The sequence below is a fragment of the Variovorax boronicumulans genome (genome assembly GCF_029892485.1).
GTDB classification, from domain to species: Bacteria; Pseudomonadota; Gammaproteobacteria; order Burkholderiales; family Burkholderiaceae_C; genus Variovorax; species Variovorax boronicumulans_B.
Window position 1 is genome coordinate 215,750 of record NZ_JARXVG010000002.1, and the last position, 20,849, is coordinate 236,598.

Sequence of the window (20,849 nt, forward strand, 5' to 3'; positions counted from 1 at the left end):
CCATCAATCAGATATCAAGGAGTTCTTCGGTGCCCATCAAAGCCTGCGATCACGTGCCCTCCTCCATCGCGCAACCTCACACGCAGCGGGGCTGCGAGGACTGCCTGAAGACCGGCGACACCTGGGTCCACTTGCGCCTGTGCGTGCACTGCGGCCACGTGGGCTGCTGCGACTCGTCGAAGAACCGTCATGCCACGCGGCATTCGCAGGCCGAAGGGCATCCGGTCATCCAGTCCCTGGAGCCCGGCGAAGACTGGATGTGGTGCAACACGCACCAGTTGCAGGTGGGCTGAAAAAGGCTGCCGCAAGGCGAATTCCCGTGCCGGTACGGGTTTGGATCCGCGCGGATATGCTGACTCTCTCCCTTCACATTCCTCCTCCGGAGCCCGAGACATGCCCGCATCGCCCATCGAGGTCTATTCCTGGCCCACGCCCAACGGCCACAAGGTTCACGTCATGCTGGAGGAGTGCGGCCTGCCCTACCGCGCGCACCCCGTGAACATCGGCAAGGGCGACCAGTTCGCGCCCGAGTTCCTGCAGATCAGCCCCAACAACAAGATCCCCGCCATCACCGACCCCGACGGTCCGGACGGCAAGCCGATCTCGCTCTTCGAGTCGGGCGCGATCCTGGTCTACCTCGCAGGCAAGACCGGCAAGTTCCTGCCCACCGGCGACCGCGAACGCTACGACGTGCTGCAGTGGCTCATGTTCCAGATGGGCGGCGTCGGCCCCATGCTCGGCCAGGCGCATCACTTCCGCCTGTACGCGCCCGAGAAGATCGCCTACGCGATCGACCGCTACACCAACGAGGCCAAGCGCATCTACGGCGTGATCGACAAGCAGCTGTCGAAGACGAAGTTCATTGCGGGGAAGAGCTATTCGATTGCCGACATCGCCATCTTCCCGTGGCTGCGCAGCTGGGAAAACCAGGGCATCACCCTCACCGACTTCCCGCACCTGAAGGCCTGGTTCGACGGCATCGCCGCGCGTTCGGCCGTGCAGCGCGGCGTGAAAGTGCTGGCCGATCTGCGCCAGCCGATCACCGGCGACAAGGAGCGCGAGATTCTTTTCGGCAAGACTCAGTACGAGAAACGTTGAGAAAATCCGGAACCGGTCGATATCCGGGCTAGAATCGAGGGCTTGTCGGGGTGTAGCGCAGCCTGGTAGCGCATCTGGTTTGGGACCAGAGGGTCGAAGGTTCGAATCCTTTCGCCCCGACCAAGTTTTCTTCGGTATTCGTCTTTTTGCTTCTGTCCGGCCCGGAATCTCTGCCCGTAGCTCAGTTGGATAGAGCACCTGCCTTCTAAGCAGGTTGTCGGGGGTTCGATCCCCTCCGGGCAGGCCAATCCCTCATTTCGTGCAGCTTTACGCTGCCTCAGAACTCGCACCTCTCACAGAGGTGGCGGGTTTTTCTTTGCCTCTCGCGATGTCGGGCCGCAGCATCGAATCTTCGTAATTTGTCGGTACTTCTTCAGGTACCTGCACGTGGCCTGAAGCCAGGTACCGACAGCACGGGGGATCACCATGCCTTCCAGGATCTTCAGCGGCCTGGAAAGCCAGGCTCAGCGAGCGCCTGTGACAACAGCGCCGCCCGGTCTGCGATACGGGCATTTGCGCGATGCGGCCGCGGATGCAACGGGCGCTCCGCTGGGCTCAGGTCTTGCGCGGTGGCTGTATGTCCCCGCGGGCAGGTTCGCTGCCATCGTCGCCGGGATAGCGCAACTGGCTACCGACTCGGCTCGGGTACTTCAGCGCATCCATCGATCCCGCGCGTCCGGTGAAGGGGCGCAACTCGCTGCCGGTGTAGGTTTCGCGGCGCAGTGGAGGCCTGGGTCCGAGGGTTGGCACGGGCGCGGACGGGCTCTGCGCGTCCTGCCTTTGCAGCGCCTCGCGCCCTTGCACCGTGATCGTGTGCAGGTGCCCCGGCGTCCCGTCGTGCCGGGGGCTGGAAACTTCCCGGACGTAGCCCCGCGCGCGCAGTTCCGCCAGATCCTCGGCAACGGGTCGGCCCAGGCTTTGGCTGATGGCGATGCCGAGAGACAGATCCATGCGGGCCACCTCGCGGAGAACGGCGAGAGGGTCCGGGGCGAGAGAAGCAGAGATTGGGGAGGTCATCTCGCATTCTCCACGCGTTGCGCCACAAAGCGAACTCCGGCCCCCGGCCGAGACTGGTGGACTGCAGCTGCACGAGCGGAAGGCAGGCGTAAAGCCGCTCTTGTGACACGCCTGCGCGTCGCGATTTCGTAGGAAGTAGCTGACCGTGACTCTGCAGATGCCCCTGCATCGCAGAATCCATGGCGGCTCGACCGTTGCCTTCCCAAAGCATCAGGAGACGCCCATGCAAGACAACAGCCGAGAGCTCTTCGCTCTTGAAAAGAAATTCTGGCAGTCGATGGTGGACACCGACACGGACACGGCCATCGAGTTGTTGTATGAGCCAGCCTTCATGGTGAGCGCTCATGGCTCGATGAAGTTTGACCATGCCGGCTATCGAAAGATGGCAGAGCAAGGAAGCATGGTCGTCAAATCGTTCAGGCTGAGCGAGATGGAGGCCACCTTCCCCAGCGATGGAGTCGCCGTCCTGAGCTACAAAGTCCATCAGATTCTGTCGCCGAGAGGAAAGTCCGAAAAGGTGGAGCAGCAAATGACGGACACGTCGACATGGATCCATGACGGCGATGCCTGGCGATGTGTCATGCACACGGAAGCGCCAACGGCAAAGGGCGAATAACTTTCCGCTGCCCCTTGGTGTGTTGATTTCCATCTCGAAGTGCGCAGTTTTCCGTGAGACGTTGATCGGCATGCAGCACTCAACCTGCCTGATGACAATGCTCAGGAAGGACATGTCAACAAATCGACGCTCGATGGACTGTGGGTCAATCGAGCTCGGAAATCCACAGTCGGTGCAATCCAACGACCACATTCTTTTATCGCCGAGCCAGTAGCCTGCGATCAGCCAGGAACGCGCGATCGCTCACCGGCACTTGGACATCTACATCGATGGTCTGTTCAGCCGGACCGGCGCCCAGCCGCGCAGTGGCGCCACGAAAACCTGATGCACTCTCCCCTTCGACCCCTAGCGACCCTCTCCAATTTCTATGACAGTCCTGGATTCCGGCCCCTTCTTTCACGGCACCAAGGCGGATCTGCGCGTGGGCGACCTGCTCACCGCGGGATTCACGTCCAACTACAAGGACGGCCTGGTGATGAACCACATCTACTTCACGGCCCTGAGCAAGGGAGCGGGCCTGGCCGCCGAGATCGCCAAAGGTGCCGGCAAACCACGGGTCTACGTCGTCGAGCCGACGGGAGACTTCGAGAACGATCCCAACGTGACAGACAAGAAATTCCCTGGAAACCCGACACGCTCGTACAGAAGCCGGCACCCCTTGAAGGTCACCGGTGAGCTCCAGTGCTGGGAGCCGTTCGATGCCGAGTTTGTTCGGGAACTCAGGCGCCGCGTCCAGGAGGGCATGGGCGAGATCATCAACTAGATGCCTGCCCGCATGAGGCATTCGCTTCAACGCGGGCGGTCCGGCCCCGCCCCGCCTCCCCGTAGCAGGTCGACCTGATCGCTTTGCCTACGAGACGGGCGCAGCCAACTGCAGTTCGAGCGCGATGTCGACGGCAAGGTGGTCGCGCTCGTGCTGTACGAAGGGGGCGAGTTCCGTATGCAGCGGCTCGCCGACTAAGTCTCAGATCTGGTGGTGGACTCCAGGGCATTGCGAGGCACGATGGCACCTCATCGCTCACTCGCGTAGCGTGAAAACCACCGACAGGCAGGACACTGGGCCGTTCTGAATGGCTTCGATCCCATGCAGCGCGGTTGCATCGACTGCAGCGAGTCTCCCTGCCCTCACCTCGACCAACTTGGCGCCGTATCGATAGCGGACCTCCCAGGAGAGGAAGCACAGGAACTTGAGGCTCGGATACGGGCGGTCGCGCAGGGATAGGCGCCCTGCAGCATCTGACCAGATAGCGCGGTTCAGGAGGTTGGTGCACTTCCGCGGCGGCACGTTGATGCCATTACGGGGGGCGTCCATCCTGTTGCTTACCGAAGCGCCACCTGGACGTTGTTGCGGCCTGCTCCCTTGGCCTGGTAGAGCATTGCATCCGCCTGCTCGACCAGCCCCTCGACGGTCGTGGCGCCTCCCTGATAGAACGCGAGACCGATGCTCGCGGTGACGTTGACCGTCTGCTGGTCGATGACGAATGGCGTGTTCATGGCCTCGACGATCTTGGCGGCGGCGGCCGACGCTATTTCTTTCCGCGGCAAGCCTTCCATGATCACCGTGAACTCGTCGCCCCCGAGACGGGCGACGGTATCGCTGGAGCGCAGCGTCTGCGACAGCCGGCCGGAAAATGCCCGCAGCAGTGCGTCGCCCGCGTTGTGTCCGTACCGGTCGTTGATCTGCTTGAATCGGTCGATGTCGAGGTACAGGAGCGCCATCAGTGCGCCCGTGGCACGACAGCGCTCCATTGCCTCGGCCACGCGCAACTCGAAGCCAGCGCGGTTGATGACGCCCGTGAGAGGGTCCACGCGTGCCAGTTCGGTCAGCCGTCTCTCTTCGACCTTCTGACGCGTGATGTCGCTGACGACCGCGTGGAAGCCCAGCACGGTGCTGCCGTCGGCCGCCAGTTGCGGGATGTACTGGGCCTCGTAGTAGACACGGCTGTCTCCGCTGGCGATCTCGCTCTGGAACGTGACCGCCTCTCCGCGCAGCGCGCTGCGGATATGAGGCTCGACCGACTTGTAGGCTGCGTCGCCCAACAGCGCACGAACGGTCTGCCCGTAGATTTCCTGGCGCGATCTGCCGAAGCCGCGCTCGTAGGCGAGATTGTTGAAGCGGTAGCGCTCGTCGGAGTCGATGTAGGCCACTCGCATCGGCAGCACATCGGCCACCGTGCGCACGCGCGCCTCGCTCTCCTGAAGCGCTTGTTGCGCTTCGCGGAACGAGGTCACGTCGTGGATGAGGGTGTACAGCCCCACGACCGTACCCTGCTCGTCCCGGTCCGGGACGACCGTGACTTGCACATGGCGCCGACCACCATCGGGGCGCACCATTTCTCGGTCATAGGCAACGTCCTGGCCGGCCAGGGCGGCTCGCAAGTGGGGTTCGATTTGCACCCAGGCCTGCTCGCCATAGAACGCCTGCACGCTGGTCCCGATCTGCGGTGCGGCCTCCTCGCCAAACCACGCCTGGTAGGTCCGGTTGAGGAAGCGGAACCGCAAATCGCGGTCGAGATAGGAAATCAGCACCGGCAAATGGTCGGTCACCATGCGCAGGCGGTGTTCGCTGTCGCGCACTGCCTGTTCCGCCGCCTTGGCAGCCGAGATGTCGCGCATGAGGGCCGAGAAATATTCGACCCTGCCCTCCTTGTCGCGGTGGGCGATGACGATGTGGCTCACCGGAAACTCGCGCCGCGCAGCATCCCAGACCATCGACTCGCCCACCCAGACGCCGGTGGCCACCGCAGCCGGCCAGACCTCCGAGAGGAATCTGTCGAGCGTTTGCGGCGGATTGAAATCCTCCAGCGTCCGGTGCTCGAGCGATGCGTCCGGAGCCACGCCGGTGCGAAGGCGTGCGGCGGGGTTCATGTAGGTGATTCGGCCCTTCATGTCGAGCTGCACCACATAGTCGGTCGTCGCGTCGAATATCGCGGTGAGCGCGCGCAGGGCGCCTTCGGCCAGCTTGCGCTCGGTCACGTCCGTGTACGTTCGCAGTACGCCGCCGCCCTCGATCGGCACGCTGTGAATCTCGATCGTGCGGCCATCCGGGCGCTTGCGGTCGTAGCTGTGCGGACGATCCAGGATGCCCCCCTGGCGAACGAACTCCTGCACGTCCTGCGGCGTGTGGACGAACTCGTCGGTGGCCCACTGGTAGGCGAGCACCGCTTCAAACGTCGGTTTGGACGCCATCAGCTCTTTCGGCAGGTCCAGCAGTTCGATCGCACGCCGGTTGCAAACCTCCACCACCCGCGCGGCGTTGACCATCATCACGCCTTGTTCCATTCGCTCAAGGGTGGCTTCCAGGAGCGCCGACTTCTCCGTCAGGAGTTCCTGGCTGGCACGCAAGGCCAGTTCCGTCTGCTTGCGCTCGGTCACGTCGCGGCCGACCGAATGAAGCATCGGTTCGCCCGAGGGATCGCGCTGCAGGCTGTTGGTCCAGGCGACCCAGCGCTCGGCGCCATTGACAGCCGTCATGCGGTTCTCGCTGGTCGTTGTCGTGCCCGTCGACAGGACTTGCGCAACGACCTGCCGAACGACCGCACGATCCGCAGGCTCGATGTAGTCGAACAGGTTCACGCCCGTCATCACCGCGGGCGTCAGCCCGAAATGCCTCGCGTAGGCCGGGTTGACGTAGGTCAGTTCGCCATCGGGCATCGCGAGCGACACGAGTTCGGATTGGTCCTCGACGATGGCTTTGACTCGCTGCTCGCTCGCGACCAATTGCCCGAGCACCGGCCTGACCTGGCTGTGTTGGGCATAGATGGCCAGCGCGACGATGCCGGCGAGCGCCAGGATCAGGAGCTTCAGGCGCGCTCGCAGCGGCGCATAGAGCGTGTCGACATCGGTCCTGATCGCCAGACCGAGCCCGAAATTCTTGACCGGCGTGAAGGCCGACAGGATGTTGACGCCACGCCTGTCCTTGAGGAATTGCACGCCACGTTCACCGAGCAGCGCTCTCGCCACAGGAAGGGCAGCACCGCCAGCCGCGTCGAACATCGGCAGATCGAACCCGGACGGCCGGAACCGATTCGGCGCACAGACCAGCTTGTCGTTGTCGCGCCCGCAGATCGCGACGTCGGACGTATCACTGGAGGCTCGAACGTCCGCCAGGAGGCTGTCGAACAGCGGCAGTCGCTGCTCGGTGAACATCCGCCCCATCATCCGGCCATCGACGAGCACATCGTTTTCGGTGAGGAGCACATAACCGTCTTTCCAGGCCAGGAAGGCGGTCTGCCCCGCATTCGCCAGGCGCTGAACGATCTGCGCCTGTGCACGCACCGTCACTCCAGCCTGGACCAGGCGCACGCCGTTCGCATCGAAGATCTCCAGGCCCGTCAAGTCGGCGGTCAGGAGGCTGTCGGCGATCGTCTGCAGGAAGTCCTTGGCGGCAGCGTCGCCGGGCGCCTTGCCGAGTTTCTCCAGGGTCTGGCGCACGGTCGGCCGCGTGGCCACAGTGCGAGGCAACCACAGGCCCACATCGACGGCGTGGCCGAGCGATGTCGCGTTCGTCGTGGCGGTGAGCAACATGTTTTGCGAAATCGACTGCTCGAACGTGTCGCGCATTACCGCGAAACCCGCCACGCCGCCCGCCAGCGCGACGAAGATGATGACTGCGAGCGAGCGCCGCTTGATGCGCCCCTCACTCTTTTCCAGTGCTTCGCGGTCGAACGCCTGAGACGCTTCGCGAAGCATCCACAAGCCGCCGCCGACGACCGAAATTCCGAGCGCGGTGACCGGCAGCATCCGGTTGAAGCTCGCCACCTGGTACAGCGCCTCCAGGCCCACGAAGTAGCCGACCAGGGCGCCCAGGCCGATGATGGAAACTGCCAGGACCGACGTGAGGAAGATGAACTCGCCGATGCGGGTGGATCGTCGTCGATGCAGCCAGAAGGCGACGCCGGTGAGCAGGAACGCCAGGCTGGCGTTCGGGGACAGTCGCCCGGGATGTGGATTGGCGGCCGTGGGAATGGTGCCCGCGCGGACAAAGTCGACCCCCAGCCCGATGCCGGCCGCGCTTTCGAACAGGTATGCCAGGGGCAGCGCGATCAGGGCGGCGATGCAGATCGCCGAGAGTCGAGTGAGCCAGCCGCCCGATTTTTGCGGCAGCGTGGCGTTGAAGAAGCAGATGCCGACCGCGATGAACAGCAGTGGATTGACGATACCCATCTGCTCGGAGCCAGGGATGAGATGCGCGATGGCGTCGACCTGAAAAATCCAGCGCGTGGCCGCGGCCGCGCCGAGCAGTCCGACGAGGATGCCTGCAACTTGCGGCGCTGAAAGAGCAGGTTTTTGCATATAGGTATCCGGGTCGGAGGTGGTCGCGGTCGCACTGGCGGCGAACACACTCAAGGCAAGCTGGCGACCCCCGAACAAGGCCGTGACAGCCTAGCGTACACCGCAGGGAGAGCTTGAGCGCCCGAAGGAGGCCCGCGCCGGCCGCTATTTCCGATGAACGGCAAACAATCGGTCAGCGGGATGCGGGCCCTAAGACGGGTTTCGTCCGCGTCGAGCCTGGCAACGATGCCGCTGCACAGTTCCGCATCGGCTTGGCTGGCCGGTGCGTGGATGCGAGCCGAAGGGCTTTGCGCACCGAGTGATCTCCGGATCTCGCGCGGATACACCGTGCGAGTGAGCGGCATCCTCCTCGGTTTCGCGCTTGCCTAAGCCTGGACCCGAGCCCGCAGGCGCACGGGGATCGCCTTGGCTGCGGGCACCTGGCTCTTCTCGGCATGGTGCGACAGCGGTATCAAAGGATTGCATTCCGGGTAGTAGCCGGCCGCACACCCCGACGGAATGTCGAACGGGGTCACGCGCAGACCGTGCACCGTGCGCGGGTGATCGTCCACGGTCGCGGTCGCCACATCGACCATCTCGCCCTCGTGCACGCCCAGCCTTGCCATGTCGTCGCGGTTCATCAGCAGCACGCGCCGCGTTCCGTAGATGCCCCTGAAGCGATCGTCCAGGCTGTAGATGGTGGTGTTGAACTGGTCGTCGCTGCGCAGCGTCATCAGGCGCAGCACGTCGGCGCCGTCCTCGGGCATGTCGGGGTCGGCATGCAGGTTGCCGAAGCCCTTGAAGTTGGCCTTGCCCGTCGGGGTCTTCCACACCCGCTCCCTGGCGGCGAGCGGGCGCGGAAATCCGCCCGGCGCGGCGAGCCGCTTGTTGAAGTCATGAAAGATCTCGGGCAGCGCCTGCGCGATGTGGTCGCGCACCAGCGCGTAGTCGGACACCCAGCCGTCCCATGGCACGCGGGGGTTGTCCGCGAGCGTCGCCTTGGCGATGCCCGCGACGATGGCCGGCTCCGACAGCAGCGTGTCCGCCGCAGGCTGCGCCACGCCCCTGGAGGCATGCATCACGCCGGTCGAATCTTCCATCGTCACGGTCTGTTCGCCGCCGGCCTGGCGATCGATCTCGATGCGCCCCAGGCACGGCAGCAGGTACGACACCTCGCCGTGCACGAGATGGCTGCGGTTGAGCTTGGTTGCCACGTGCACCGTGAGCCGCAGCTGGCGCCAGGCCGGCTCGATCCGGTCGGTGTCGGGCACCGCGCGCACGAAATTCCCGCCGAGCCCGACGAATGCGCGCACTCGCCCCGCCAGCACACCCTCGCAGGTCTCCACCGTGGTGAGCCCCTTCTCGCGCGGCGGCTCGAAGCCGTAGAGTTCCGCGAGCTTGTCCAGCGGCGCCAGTTCGGGCTTTTCGGTGATGCCGACAGTACGCTGCCCCTGAACGTTCGAATGGCCGCGCACCGGACAGATGCCCGCGCCGGGCCGTCCGATGTGCCCGCCCAGCAGCAGCAGGTTGGACACCATCTGCACGTTCTCCACGCCCTTGCGATGCTGGGTCAGGCCCATGCCGTAGATGCCGATGACCGCCCGGGCGTTGGCGAAAGTGGTGGCCGCGGTTTCCAGCGCCTCGCGCGACAGCCCCGATTCCGCCTCGATCTGCGCCCAGCCCGTCTGCCGCATCGACGCTGCGAACGCTTCGAAGCCCTGCGTGTGCTCGGCGATGAATGCCGCGTCCAGTACGCGCGCGCGCCCCTCGGTCTTCGCGAGGTCGTCGGCCTCGATCAATGCCTTGCACAAGCCGCTGAGCGCCGCCAGGTCGCCGCCGTTCTTGACTTGCAGGTACTGGGTGCTGACCTCGGTGTGGGCGGGCGTCAGCATCTCCGGCGGCGACTGCGGATTGACGAACTCCACCAGCCCCCGCTCGCGCAGCGGATTGAAGGTGACGATGGGCACGCCGCGCCGGCGCGCGTCCTGCAGCTGGTGCAGCATGCGCGGACTGCTGACGCCGGTGTTCTGCCCGAAGATGAAGATGGCATCGCACTGTTCGAAGTCGTCCAGATGCACCGTGCCCACCGGCACGCCGATGGTCTCGGGCAGTGCCACCGAAGTACTTTCGTGGCACATGTTGGAGCTGTCGGGCAGGTTGTTGTTGCCGTAGAGCCTTGCCAGCAATTGGTACATGTAGCTGGTTTCGAGCGACGCGCGCCCCGAGGCGTAGAAGACCACCGACGATGGGTCCTGCGCATGCAGCGCCTTCAACTCGGCGCCGATGCCTTCGAACGCCTGCGCCCAGGACACCTCGAGGTAGCGATCGCTCTGCGCGTCCCACTTCATCGGCACCGTCAGGCGTCCTCCGGCTTCCAGGTCGTGATCGGCCCAGCCGAGAAGTTCGGTGACGGCGTGCTCCTTGAAGAATGCAGCCGGAAGCCGCTTGGCCGTCAGCTCCCAGGCCGTGGCCTTGGCACCGTTCTCGCAGAACTCGGCCGGATGCGGGTGCTCGGGCTTGGCCCAGGCGCAACTCACGCATGCGAAGCCGCCCGGCTTGTTCTGCTTCCACAGCGCCAGCGGGCCGGCAATGGGAATGCGCTCGCGCAGCAGATAAGTGCCCACGGCTTTCAGGGATCCCCATCCACCCGCCGCATGGGTGTAGGGGTCGAAATGCGTTTTGTCGGTCACGAAGTGCTCCGGCTCTGTTATGTTTTTTCGACGCTAAGAGCCGCGGGACGCCAGCGTGTAGGTGCGGGCGCAGACACGTTGTGCGAGCAGCTTGTACGCGGCTGCGGCCACCCGGCTGGCGATGACGCGGCTTTGCGAGCGCAGCCGATTGGCAAGCGCCGCACTCCTTGCTAAAAGCAGCGCATCACGACGAAGGACCCAGGTGTTTCGCGCCCGCTTTCTCATCGAATGGTTCTCTGGTTCAGGCACCGATGCGGCGGCTGACTCGCTGGTGCAAGCGGCTGCATTCCTCTCGGGGCCGGCCGCCCACAGTGCGCTGCGTCCCGCCGGCGCGCAGGCCGCGCGCATCCACGACCTGTGGCAGCTGACCCTTTGGATCTGCATGGGCGTCTTCGCCGCGATCCTGGTGGCGCTTCTCGTCGCCTTGGTCCGCGCTCCCCGGGCCTCGGCGAGTGCCCCACCCCAGGCATCGCACGCACTCGGCCCCGAGCGCACCGCGCGGCGCTGGACCACCTGGGCCACCGTCGGCTCCACCGGGCTGCTCGTCGCGCTGCTGGTCGCGGACATGTGGACCGATCGCGCGCTCTCGCGCCTGCCCGTGGCGGACGCGTTGCACATCGAGATGACGGCCCAGCAGTGGTGGTGGGAGGCGCGATACCTCGACGCGCAAGGCAGGCCGGAGTTCGCGGTCTCCAGCGAACTGCACGTGCCGGTCGGCAAGCCGGTGATCGTGACGCTCAAGAGCACCGACGTGATCCACACCTTCTGGGTACCGAGCCTGCACGGCAAGAAGGACATGCTGCCCGGGCGCAGCACGCAACTGATGCTGCGCGCCGACAAGACCGGCACCTACCGCGGCGAGTGCGCGGAGTTCTGCGGACTGCAGCATGCGCTGATGGCTTTCAGCGTGAGCGCCGACGCGCCCGAGGCCTATGCGCAGTGGCGCGCGGGACAGCAGTTGCCGGCGGCCGAGCCGTCGGGGCAGGACGCCATCCGCGGCCGGCAGCTTTTTCTCTCGTCCAACTGCGCACAGTGCCACAGCGTGCGCGGCACCGGGGCCATGGGCACGCTGGGCCCCGACCTCACGCATGTGGGAAGCCGTTCGCTGCTTGCGGCAGGAACGGTGGCGAACGAGCCGGCGAAACTCGCCGCCTGGATCGTCGATCCCCAGTCCCTGAAAGCGGGAAGCACCATGCCGTCGAGCAAGCTGCCGCCGGACGACGTTCGCGCGCTGGTCGCCTACCTCCGGGGCCTGCGATGAGCGCCGCCCCGCCGCTTCTGGACGGACCGCAGGCCGATGCCCAGGTGCTCCAGGCCCTGCGCGCCACCTGGAGCGATCCGCCGGGATGGCTCGGCAGCCTGCGCGCCATCGACCACAAGACCATTGCGCGGCGCTTCATCGCCGCGACCTTCGTGTTCTTCCTTCTGGGCGGCGTCCTTGCGCTGGCGATGCGGCTGCAACTCGCGCGCCCCGGCCTGCGGCTGGTGAGCCCCGAGCTCTACAACCAGCTGTTCACCATGCACGGCACCACCATGATGTTTCTCTTCGCGGTGCCGGTGATGCAGGCCGTGGCGATGTACCTGGTGCCGCTGATGATCGGTGCGCGCAGCGTGGCATTTCCACGCATGAACGCGTTCGCCTTCTGGGTGTTCGTGATGGGCGGGGCGTTTCTCTATGCGGGCTTCGCGGTCGGGTCGGGGCCGAACACGGGCTGGTTCAGCTACGTGCCGCTGGCGTCTTCCGACTACGCGCCGGGCAAGGGCGTGGACATCTGGGCCCAGATGATCACCTTCACCGAACTGTCCGCGCTGCTGGTGGCCATCGTGCTGATCACCACGATCTTCAAGATGCGCGCGCCCGGCATGACGCTGGGCCGGATGCCGCTGTTCGTGTGGGCGACGCTGGTCACGCAATTCATGGTGCTGTTCGCCATGCCGTCGGTCATGCTGGGCAGCACGGCGCTGATCCTCGACCGCCTGGTGGGCACGCATTTCTACAACCCCGCGCGCGGTGGCGACGTGCTGCTGTGGCAGCACCTGTTCTGGTTCTTCGGGCACCCGGAGGTGTACCTGATCTTCATTCCGCCGCTGGGCTTCATTTCGTCGATCATCGCGACCTTCACGCGGCGGCCCGTGTTTGGCTACACGGCCATGGTGCTGGCGTTGATCGCCACCGCGTTCCTCGCCTTCGGCCTGTGGGTGCACCACATGTTCGCCACCAACCTGCCCGAGGTGGGCAAGGCCTTCTTCACCGCCGCGAGCCTTGCCATCGCGGTGCCTTCGGCGGTGCAGATCTTCTGCTGGATCGCCACGCTGTGGAGCGGGCGCCTGGACTTCAAGACGCCGCTGTATTTCGTGCTGGCGTTCTTCGTCATCCTGATCGCGGGCGGCATGACGGGGCTGATGCTGGCCTCGGTCTCGCTCGACCTGCAGGTGCACGACACCTACTTCGTGGTGGCGCACCTGCACTATGTGCTGCTGGGCGGCGCAGTGTTCCCGCTGTTCGGCGCCCTCTACTACTGGTTTCCCAAATTCACCGGCCGCATGCTGGGCGAGACGCTCGGGCGTTGGCATTTCTGGCTGTTCTTCGTCGGCTTCAACATGGCCTTCTTTCCGATGCACCTGCTGGGACTGCACGGCATGCCCAGGCGTGTGTGGAGCTATTCGCCCGGGCTCGGCTGGGACGGCATGAACATGACTGCCACCGTGGGTGCATTCGCCATCGCGGCGAGCGTGGCGGTGTTTCTGGTGAACGTGGCAATGAGCCTGCGTCACGGGCGCGGCGCACCCGACGATCCCTGGGGCGCGGGCACGCTGGAGTGGCGCACGTCTTCCCCGCCGCCGCCGCACAACTTCGATGCGCTGCCGGTGGTTCATGGTCGCGAGCCGCTGTGGCTGCAGCCGGCGCAGCCCTCGCACGTGGCGGGTCTCGCGGCCGATGCCAGGGAGGTGCTGGTCACGAGCGCGCTGGCCGCGCAACCCGAGAGCCGTCCACTGTTTCCGAAGCCCACCGCCTGGCCGTTCCTGGGTGCGCTGGCCACCACCGTGCTGTTCATCGGCTCGATGTACACGCCATGGGCCGTCGTATGGGGCGCGTTGCCGGTCACGATCGCGCTCATCGGCTGGTTCTGGCCCGGCCGCAAGGAGACGGAGCAGGCGCTGGCCCTGGAGAAGTCCCCATGACGGCAGGCGGCGAACACCGGGGCGATGTGGTCGACGTGCGCGGCCTGCCGAGCTATGCCTTCGGCCAGGGCAGCCTGATGTGGTGGAGCACCATGGGTCTGATGCTGATCGAGGGCACGGTGTTCGCGATCGGCGTGATGATGTACTTCTACCTGCGCGGCGTCGCTTCCGCATGGCCCCTCGATGCGGCACCGCCGGCGCTGCGCTGGGGCACGCTCAACACGGCCATCCTGCTGCTGAGCCTGTGGCCCAACCAGATGGCAAAGCGCGCCGCCGAGCGGCAGGACCGTGTCCGCACACGGCGCTGGCTGGCGGTGTGCGTCGTCTTCGCGGTCGTCTTCCTGGCCGTGCGCGCGCTCGAGTTCACGACGCTCAATGTCAGTTGGCACCTCAACGCCTACGGCTCGGTGGTATGGCTGCTGTTGGGGTTGCACACCACGCACCTGATCACCGACACCATCGACACCGCGGTGCTGGCGGTGCTGCTTTTCACCGGCCCCTTCGAAGGCAAGCGCTTCGTCGACGTGTGCGAGAACGCGCTGTACTGGTACTTCGTGGTGGGAAGCTGGCTGCCGATCTATGCGGTCATCTACCTGGCGCCGCTGGCTTGAGGCTCGACGACGATGCACGCCCCCGCCTTCGCTCCCTCACGCCAACGCCTTGGCGGGTCGCCGCGCTGCGTTGCATACGCGATACGGCTGGCCATGGCGTGGGCCGCGTCGGCGTGGCCCGGCATCGCGTGCGCGCACGTGATCGATCCATCGGCACCGCCGCCCTCCTGGCTCTCGTGGAGCTTCGATCCGCTCGTGCTCTCCGCCCTGGCCGCGAGCCTGGCGCTCTACGCGCTCGGCTACCGCCAGCTTCGATGGCGCTCCCGTGCCGGCGCGCGCGTGCCGCGCGACCGCCAGGCCGCGGCCTTCCTGGGCGGTTGGGCGCTGCTGGTGGTGGCCCTGGTCTCGCCGCTGGACGCGCTGGGCGGCGCGCTGTTCTCGGCGCACATGATCCAGCATGAATTGCTGATGATCGTGGCGGCGCCGCTGCTCGTGCTGGGGCGACCGCTGGGGGCGTGGATGTGGGCGCTGCCGCCGCGCTGGCGCAAGGCAATCGGCACCGCCGTGCGCTGGCGACCCTTGAAGGCCGCCTGGCGCGGCATCACCGCGCCCGCGGGCGCGTGGCTGTTGCATGCGGCGGCGCTGTGGCTCTGGCACGTGCCTGCGTTGTTCCAGCTCGCGCTGCTGCACCCGAGCGTGCACACCTTGCAGCACACCAGTTTCCTGGCCAGCGCGCTGCTCTTCTGGTGGACCATCTTCCGCCACCCCGGCGGCGCGGCGATGTTGTCGCTGTTCACCACCATGGTCCACACCGGCGCCCTGGGTGCGCTGCTCACGCTGGCGCCGGGCCTCTGGTATCCGCTGTACGTCGAGCCCTCGGCGGCGCTCGGCTTCGACGCGCTGCAGGACCAGCAGATGGGCGGCCTGGTGATGTGGGTGCCGGGCGGCATCGCCTACCTGGTGAGTGCGCTGGCCATGGCGGCGCGCTGGCTCGACGAACGAAATGCGGCCACCGCCACACCGTCGACGGGGGCACCATGACGATGCTTCGCACCCGCTCCTGGATGGCAGCGCTTGCCGCCTGCATCCTCACCGTGCCGGCATGGGCCCTGACCGATGCCGGGCTGGTCACCGGCTCGCTCGCGCGCGGCGAATACCTGGCCCGCATCGGCGGATGCGCGAGCTGCCACACCATGCCGCGCAACGGCATTCCGTTTGCGGGTGGACGGCCGATGTCCACGCCGCTGGGCTCCATCGTCAGCACCAACATCACACCCGATCCGGTGCATGGCATCGGGCGCTACAGCTTCGACGACTTCAGGCGCGTCATGCACGAGGGCACCGCGCCGGGGTCAAAGCACCTGTATCCGGCCATGCCCTACTCCGCGTACACCAAGGCCACCGACGAAGACCTGCGGGCGTTGTTCGACTACCTGATGCGCGGCGTGGCGCCGTCCGACTACGCACCGCCGCCGACCCGGCTTGCGTTCCCGTTCGACCAACGTTGGGCGCTGCGCTTCTGGAAGGCCGCCTTCCTGCCGTCGGGCCGCTACGTCGACAAGCCGGACAAGGACGCCGAGTGGAACCGCGGTGCCTACCTGGTGCAGTCCTTCGGCCATTGCGGCTCGTGCCACACGCCCCGCGGCCTGGCCTACCAGGAGCGCGGCCAGGACGAGTCCGCACGGCACTTTCTCACCGGCATGGTCAACGACAACTGGTACGCGACGAACCTCACGGGCGCGCAGGGGGCCGGCCTCGGGCGCTCGGACGCGGCATCGATCGCCCGATTCCTTCGCACCGGCCACGCCGATGGGAAGACCGCCTTCGGATCGATGGCCGAGGAAGTGGAGCAAAGCACCCAGTACCTCACCGAGGCCGACGTGCGCGCGATCGCGAAGTACCTGAAGACCTTGCCGGCGCGACGCGCCGAAGGCGCCTACTCGCCCGACCGTCCGGCTGCGCCGGGACCGCTGCAGGGCGACCGCACCGGCGACGTGGAATCGGTGGGTGCCCGCGTCTACCGGTCTTTCTGCGCGCAGTGTCATCAGCCGGATGGCAACGGCATCGCCGGCACCTTCCCTCGCCTGGCCGGCAATGCATCGGTGCTCAGCGACGACGCCACATCGCTCATCCGCCTTGCCGTGCAAGGGGGGCGCGGTCCTCGAACGGCAACCGGACCCGCGCCGCAAATGATGCCGGGGTTCGACAACACGCTGACGGATGTGCAGATCGCGCAGGTCCTCACCTATGTGCGCCAGTCCTGGGGCAACACCGCGCGGCCGGTCACGACCAACGATGTCACCAAGCTCAAGAGCAAGCTGAAATGACTCGCGCTCGGCGGACGGGCATGGCCTGTGGCGCGGCGGAGCCGGGTTTGCGGACCTGCCTGCGAAACCATGCGCTCCGCGTCCCGAACCCGTGCCTTGGGTCCGGGCAGCGGGGGCGACGCTTCGTCGACCGGCGAGGAAGCGGCGTCACATGCTATTTCCAGCCGTCGACCAGCCGCTTGAGCTGCGTCAGGTCCGCTTCGGGCAGCGGCCAGGTGCTGGGCGGCCGGGCCGCACCGCAGTCGCGCCCGGCGTATTGCAGCGCCGCTTTCACCACGCTCACGTTCGAGCCGTTGCGCTCGTGCGTGCGCAATTCCTCGAAGGCCGCGATGCCGCCGATCAACTCCATCGCCAGCTGGTGATCCCCCTTCGCCAGCGCGGCGTGAATGCGCACGGACAGGTCGGGCCGCACGTTGATCAGCCCCGAGGTAAAGCCGCGGGCGCCCACCGCATACATCGGCGGGGCCCAGGGCTCGGCCAGTCCGCACACCCAGGCCAGGCCGCGATCGGCCACCTGCGCCATGGCCTGCACCAGGCGCAAGGGCGTAGGCGATGCCCATTTCACGCCGATGACCTGCGGAATGCGGCACAGGGCCTCGATCGCCGGCAGGCCGATCGCGTCGTCACGCAGGTAGAGCACGACAGGCAGGCCGTCCGCCGCGTCGGCAACCCGGCGCACATAAGTGACCACACCGCTGGGCGCGACGAAGGGGTCCGTCAGCTGATGCACCATCAGGGCCGCGGCGCCGGCCCTGCGTGAGGCGCGCGCCAGGGCGCAGGCATCGTGGACGCTGCGCCCCACGCCACCCAGCAAGGGCACGCGGCCACCGACATGTTCCGCCGCGGCATGCACCATGCGCTCGGCCTCGGCCATGGTCAGGGCGAAGAACTCGCTGGTGTTGCCGTTGGCCACCAGCACATGGACGCCGGCCTCGATGGCGCGGTCGACCACGGGTCCCAGGCGATCGGGCGCGATCTGGTCCGCATCGTCGAAGGGCGTCACCAGGATGCCTGAGATGCCGTCCAGGGCGGTCCTGAGCAGAGTTGTCGGTTCAGTCATGTCGTCGGTCTCGTGGAGTTGCGCGGGTGTTGTCGTCGGCCTGCCGCGACGGAGAAGAGACGGAGACGCGCAGGCTGCATGTCATCGCCTCGCCGGGCGCGAGCACCCGCCAGCCCGTGTCGGCGCGCGCCGCGGCCAGGTTGGCAGCGTCCGCGACGTGCGAGACCGGTTCCACGCAGAAGTACGTTCCCGGACCCGGTCGATGCAACACCAGATGCTGCAGCGCGGAGCTGGCGAGCAGTTCGATGGCGAGGCCATCGGCCGCCGCCATCCGCGCCTGTCCGTCCCACCCGCCGTAGTAGCGGGTGCATTCGACATCGGGCAAGGCGTTCGCCGACGCGTAGTCGTCCGCCGGGCCGGTAGGCACCGGCGTGCTTGCGAGGAATTCGGCGTCCGCCGGCCAGACGGCGCGCGCATCGAACTGCAGGCTGTGCGCGAAGCGGGCCGGCAAATAAGGATGGAAGCCGCAACCGCCTGGCATCGGCTCCCGGTCGTCGTTGGTGACCCGCAGGCTCAGCGTGAGGCCTGCAGCGTCGAGCGCCACCCCCTGCTCGGCCCGAAAAGCCCATGGCCAGCCGTGATCGCCCGGCACATGGACATAGGTCATGGTGGCGCGGTCCGTTGCATGTTGCTCGAGGTGCCATGGACGCTGCTGGCCGACGCCGTGCAGCGCGTGCCTTTCCCCCGGATGAAGCGGCAGCTGCACCCTGCCCTGCGTGCCGGCGATGCGGCCATCGCGGATGCGGTTCGAGAACGGAACCAGGGGATAGCAGCCGGCCTTGGGCCACTGGGTGGATTCGAAACCGCCGGCGCGGACGGCCTCCTCGAGCGGCACCAACCAGTCGATTCGTTCGCTCCCGGTTGCGCGGGAGCTGAAGCCGGTGACGCGTCCGCCGGCAGCCGGCGCCAGCGTGGCCGTCAGCGCCCCGTTGCGCAGCGTAGTTTCGGGCGTCACGTTCAGATGCATCGCGATCCGCTCACGATTTCGAACTGCGGATGGTGACGTCCGGCCGCTGCAGCAGCGCCGGCGACAGCGCCAGGCCCAGGCCCGCGCCGGGCGGAACCGTCGCGTAACCGGCACGGACATCGGGCAACTGCGTCACGAGCTCGCGATACCAGCCCCCCAGGTAGGCGCGCACCACTTCCTGCAGCACCACGTTGGTCGTGCTCATCGCCAGGTGGAGCGACGCCGCGAGCACGACGGGGCCGGTGCAGTCATGCGGCGCGACCGGCTTGTGAAAGGCCTTCGCCAGGGCCGCGATCTTTCTGGCTTCGGACAGCCCCCCGACCCAGCCCAGGTCCAGCATCACATAGTCCACCGCATTGTTCTTGAGCAGTTGGACGAATGGCTGGACGGTGGCCAGCGTCTCGCTGCCGCAGACCGGAATGCGGGTGCGCGAGCGGAATTCGGCGATCGTGTCCAGGTTGGACATCTGGATCGGGTCCTCGACCCAGTAGGGCTTGAACTCCTCGAGCGCCTGCGCGATCCGCACGGCCATGGGCAGGTTCCACATCGAATGGAGCTCCACCATGATGTCCATCTCGTAGCCGACGGCGCGCCGGATTTCGCGGAACGGCTCGAGCGCGGTGTCCAGGTCGCGCGCCGAAATCGACTGCCCGCCGCTGGCCTGGGCAAAGGGATCGAAGGGCCAGATCTTCATCGCCTTGTAGCCCTCGGACAGCAGGCTTTCGGCCAACGCCGCGGGGCGCTTGACGAAGGCAACCTGATCCTCGTAAGGCCCTTCCGGCGCGACGTCGGCGCTGGCCTGCGTCACCGAGCGGCGCTGTGAGGCCTTGTTGTAGGTGTAGCCCGCGCAGGTGTTGTAGACCGGGACGCGTTCGCGCACGGCGCCGCCGAGCAACTGGTAGAGCGGCTGTTGCGTGACCTGGCCGAACAGATCCCACAGCGCGATGTCGACCGCCGAAGCGGCGCGCGTTTCGGCGCCGCTGCTGGCAAAGCCGACGTAGCCGTACAGCAGGTGCTGGCTGTGGGCTTCGATGGCGAGCGGATCCTTTCCCAGCAGGTAGGGCGCGACCAGTTCATGGATCTGCGCCTGCACGGCCTGGGCGCCACGAAAGGTTTCCCCCAGGCCCACAAGGCCGGTGTCGGTATGGATCTGGACCCACAGGATGTTGGGGTACGCGGCCGCGTGGACCGTATCGACTTGCGTGATCTTCATGAGGTCGGCCTCAGGCAGTTTTTGGGTGTTCCTTGACGCGGCTGACCAGCTGCGTCGGGTTGACGAATTGCAGCGCGATCAGCAGCCATGCCAGCGTGACCGCCATGTAGACCATCGCCATGGCATCGACCGACTGCGGCGCACGAACGCCCGCCGCGAAGACCGCGTAGTACAGGGCCACCACCAGCGTCTGCGAATCCGGGCCCGCCGTCAGGAAGGTCAGCTCGAACATGCCGATGGTGCGCACCAGCACCAGCAGGGAGGCCGCCAGGATGCCCGGTGCCAGCAGCGGCAACAGCACGTGCCAGAACAGCTTGAAGGTGCTGGCGCCGAACACGCGGGCCGCCGATTCGAGGTTCGCATCGATCTGCTCGATGAACGGCGTCATCACCAGGATCATGAACGGCACGGCCGGGATCATGTTCGCCAGGATCACGCCGAAGATGGTGCCCGCGATGTGCGCCTGGTACATCACGGTCGCCAGCGGGATGCCGTAGGTGATCGGCGGGATCATCAGCGGCAGCAGGAACAGCCCCATCAGCAGGTTCTTGCCGCGGAAGTTGCGGCGCGCCAGCGCGTAGGCCGCCGGCACGCCGATCAGGATCGACAGGAACACGACGGCGGCGACGACCTCGATCGTGACCCACAGCACGCTGCCCAGCTGGAACTCCTTCCAGGCGGTCTGGTACCAGTTGAACGTGTAGCCATCGGGCAGCCAGGTGCCGAGCCAGCGGCGGGCCACCGAACTGGTGCCGACCGCGGCCACCATGAGTGCGACGTTGACGATGAAGAAGCCCATCACCAGTGCGACCAGCGACTTCCAGAGTTTCATGAGCAGGCGATGCGTGTCCAT

At 66.5% G+C, this 20,849-nt stretch carries 16 protein-coding genes, 2 tRNA genes and 1 pseudogene; 11 read left to right on the top strand and 8 right to left on the bottom strand.

Annotated features, from left to right (window positions below):
* Positions 1-29: 29 nt before the first annotated feature.
* The 4 genes from M2282_RS06180 to M2282_RS06195 all read left to right on the top strand — a co-directional run bounded on the left by M2282_RS06180 (position 30) and on the right by M2282_RS06195 (position 1,345).
* The gene (locus tag M2282_RS06180) at positions 30-293 is read left to right on the top strand and encodes a UBP-type zinc finger domain-containing protein (protein WP_280807901.1); all 264 of its coding nucleotides are present in this window, start codon (positions 30-32) and stop codon (positions 291-293) included.
* 100 nt (positions 294-393) lie between these two features.
* A complete protein-coding gene (locus M2282_RS06185; RefSeq protein WP_280807902.1) occupies positions 394-1,098 on the top strand; it encodes a glutathione binding-like protein in 705 nt (234 codons plus the stop codon).
* A 46-nt stretch (positions 1,099-1,144) separates the two neighbouring features.
* Positions 1,145-1,221 (top strand) — tRNA-Pro (locus M2282_RS06190).
* Between the two features lie 47 nt (positions 1,222-1,268).
* A tRNA-Arg gene (locus M2282_RS06195) sits at positions 1,269-1,345 on the top strand.
* A 308-nt stretch (positions 1,346-1,653) separates the two neighbouring features.
* Here the strand turns inward: M2282_RS06195 and M2282_RS06200 are convergent.
* On the bottom strand, positions 1,654-2,049 hold the full coding sequence (locus M2282_RS06200; protein WP_280807903.1) for a hypothetical protein: 396 nt from the start codon (positions 2,047-2,049) through the stop codon (positions 1,654-1,656).
* A 289-nt stretch (positions 2,050-2,338) separates the two neighbouring features.
* Between M2282_RS06200 and M2282_RS06205 the strand changes: the two genes are divergently transcribed.
* Positions 2,339-2,731, top strand: a complete 393-nt coding sequence (locus M2282_RS06205) for a nuclear transport factor 2 family protein (protein WP_280807904.1) — start codon at positions 2,339-2,341, stop codon at positions 2,729-2,731.
* A gap of 367 nt (positions 2,732-3,098) precedes the next feature.
* Positions 3,099-3,494: an NAD(+)--rifampin ADP-ribosyltransferase gene (arr, locus tag M2282_RS06210; RefSeq protein WP_280807905.1), complete on the top strand. Its 396-nt coding sequence runs from the start codon at positions 3,099-3,101 to the stop codon at positions 3,492-3,494.
* A gap of 255 nt (positions 3,495-3,749) precedes the next feature.
* Here arr and M2282_RS31045 read toward each other — a convergent pair.
* The 3 genes and pseudogenes from M2282_RS31045 to M2282_RS06225 form a co-directional block, all read right to left on the bottom strand.
* Positions 3,750-3,932: pseudogene (locus M2282_RS31045) on the bottom strand (XRE family transcriptional regulator); the annotation flags it as partial.
* Between the two features lie 119 nt (positions 3,933-4,051).
* Positions 4,052-8,074 carry a PAS domain-containing protein gene (locus tag M2282_RS06220; protein WP_280808228.1) on the bottom strand — a complete coding sequence of 1,341 codons (4,023 nt, stop codon included), beginning with the start codon at positions 8,072-8,074 and terminating at the stop codon, positions 4,052-4,054.
* 317 nt (positions 8,075-8,391) lie between these two features.
* The gene (locus M2282_RS06225; RefSeq protein WP_280807907.1) at positions 8,392-10,695 is read right to left on the bottom strand and encodes an FdhF/YdeP family oxidoreductase; all 2,304 of its coding nucleotides are present in this window, start codon (positions 10,693-10,695) and stop codon (positions 8,392-8,394) included.
* 202 nt (positions 10,696-10,897) lie between these two features.
* Between M2282_RS06225 and M2282_RS06230 the strand changes: the two genes are divergently transcribed.
* The 5 genes from M2282_RS06230 to M2282_RS06250 all read left to right on the top strand — a co-directional run bounded on the left by M2282_RS06230 (position 10,898) and on the right by M2282_RS06250 (position 16,756).
* Positions 10,898-11,956 (top strand): cytochrome c oxidase subunit II, encoded by a 1,059-nt coding sequence (locus M2282_RS06230; RefSeq protein ID WP_280807908.1) that lies wholly within the window; start codon positions 10,898-10,900, stop codon positions 11,954-11,956.
* On the top strand, positions 11,953-13,878 hold the full coding sequence (gene ctaD / locus M2282_RS06235; protein ID WP_280807909.1) for a cytochrome c oxidase subunit I: 1,926 nt from the start codon (positions 11,953-11,955) through the stop codon (positions 13,876-13,878). The genes M2282_RS06230 and ctaD overlap by 4 nt, the downstream gene beginning before the upstream one ends.
* A complete protein-coding gene (locus M2282_RS06240; RefSeq protein WP_280807910.1) occupies positions 13,875-14,489 on the top strand; it encodes a cytochrome c oxidase subunit 3 in 615 nt (204 codons plus the stop codon). The genes ctaD and M2282_RS06240 overlap by 4 nt, the downstream gene beginning before the upstream one ends.
* A 93-nt stretch (positions 14,490-14,582) precedes the next feature.
* Positions 14,583-15,470 carry a cytochrome c oxidase assembly protein gene (locus M2282_RS06245; RefSeq protein WP_280807911.1) on the top strand — a complete coding sequence of 296 codons (888 nt, stop codon included), beginning with the start codon at positions 14,583-14,585 and terminating at the stop codon, positions 15,468-15,470.
* Entirely contained in the window at positions 15,467-16,756 is a 1,290-nt protein-coding gene (locus M2282_RS06250) for a cytochrome c (RefSeq protein WP_280807912.1), read from the top strand. The genes M2282_RS06245 and M2282_RS06250 overlap by 4 nt, the downstream gene beginning before the upstream one ends.
* Before the next feature lie 154 nt (positions 16,757-16,910).
* On the opposite strand, the gene M2282_RS06255 is transcribed toward M2282_RS06250, so the two are convergent.
* The 4 genes from M2282_RS06255 to M2282_RS06270 are packed head-to-tail and all read right to left on the bottom strand — an operon-like array spanning position 16,911 to position 20,849.
* Positions 16,911-17,816 carry a dihydrodipicolinate synthase family protein gene (locus tag M2282_RS06255; protein WP_280807913.1) on the bottom strand — a complete coding sequence of 302 codons (906 nt, stop codon included), beginning with the start codon at positions 17,814-17,816 and terminating at the stop codon, positions 16,911-16,913.
* Positions 17,809-18,783, bottom strand: a complete 975-nt coding sequence (locus M2282_RS06260; RefSeq protein ID WP_280807914.1) for an aldose 1-epimerase — start codon at positions 18,781-18,783, stop codon at positions 17,809-17,811. Before M2282_RS06260 ends, M2282_RS06255 begins: the two co-directional genes overlap by 8 nt.
* A 10-nt stretch (positions 18,784-18,793) precedes the next feature.
* Positions 18,794-19,996 (bottom strand): mandelate racemase/muconate lactonizing enzyme family protein, encoded by a 1,203-nt coding sequence (locus tag M2282_RS06265; RefSeq protein ID WP_280807915.1) that lies wholly within the window; start codon positions 19,994-19,996, stop codon positions 18,794-18,796.
* Positions 19,997-20,006: 10 nt separating this feature from the next.
* Complete coding sequence (locus M2282_RS06270; RefSeq protein WP_280807916.1) at positions 20,007-20,849, bottom strand: ABC transporter permease; 843 nt, start codon at positions 20,847-20,849, stop codon at positions 20,007-20,009.

Bases quoted from the DNA above. Each gene is read 5' to 3' on its own strand.
- M2282_RS06185 (WP_280807902.1), top strand. From the start codon at position 394: ATGCCCGCATCGCCCATCGAGGTCTATTCCTGGCCCACGCCCAACGGC.
- M2282_RS06200 (WP_280807903.1), bottom strand. From the start codon at position 2,049: ATGGATCTGTCTCTCGGCATCGCCATCAGCCAAAGCCTGGGCCGACCC.
- M2282_RS06205 (WP_280807904.1), top strand. From the start codon at position 2,339: ATGCAAGACAACAGCCGAGAGCTCTTCGCTCTTGAAAAGAAATTCTGG.
- arr (WP_280807905.1), top strand. From the start codon at position 3,099: ATGACAGTCCTGGATTCCGGCCCCTTCTTTCACGGCACCAAGGCGGAT.
- ctaD (WP_280807909.1), top strand. From the start codon at position 11,953: ATGAGCGCCGCCCCGCCGCTTCTGGACGGACCGCAGGCCGATGCCCAG.
- M2282_RS06240 (WP_280807910.1), top strand. From the start codon at position 13,875: ATGACGGCAGGCGGCGAACACCGGGGCGATGTGGTCGACGTGCGCGGC.
- M2282_RS06245 (WP_280807911.1), top strand. From the start codon at position 14,583: ATGGCGTGGGCCGCGTCGGCGTGGCCCGGCATCGCGTGCGCGCACGTG.
- M2282_RS06250 (WP_280807912.1), top strand. From the start codon at position 15,467: ATGACGATGCTTCGCACCCGCTCCTGGATGGCAGCGCTTGCCGCCTGC.
- M2282_RS06255 (WP_280807913.1), bottom strand. From the start codon at position 17,816: ATGACTGAACCGACAACTCTGCTCAGGACCGCCCTGGACGGCATCTCA.
- M2282_RS06260 (WP_280807914.1), bottom strand. From the start codon at position 18,783: ATGCATCTGAACGTGACGCCCGAAACTACGCTGCGCAACGGGGCGCTG.
- M2282_RS06265 (WP_280807915.1), bottom strand. From the start codon at position 19,996: ATGAAGATCACGCAAGTCGATACGGTCCACGCGGCCGCGTACCCCAAC.
- M2282_RS06270 (WP_280807916.1), bottom strand. From the start codon at position 20,849: ATGGACACGCATCGCCTGCTCATGAAACTCTGGAAGTCGCTGGTCGCA.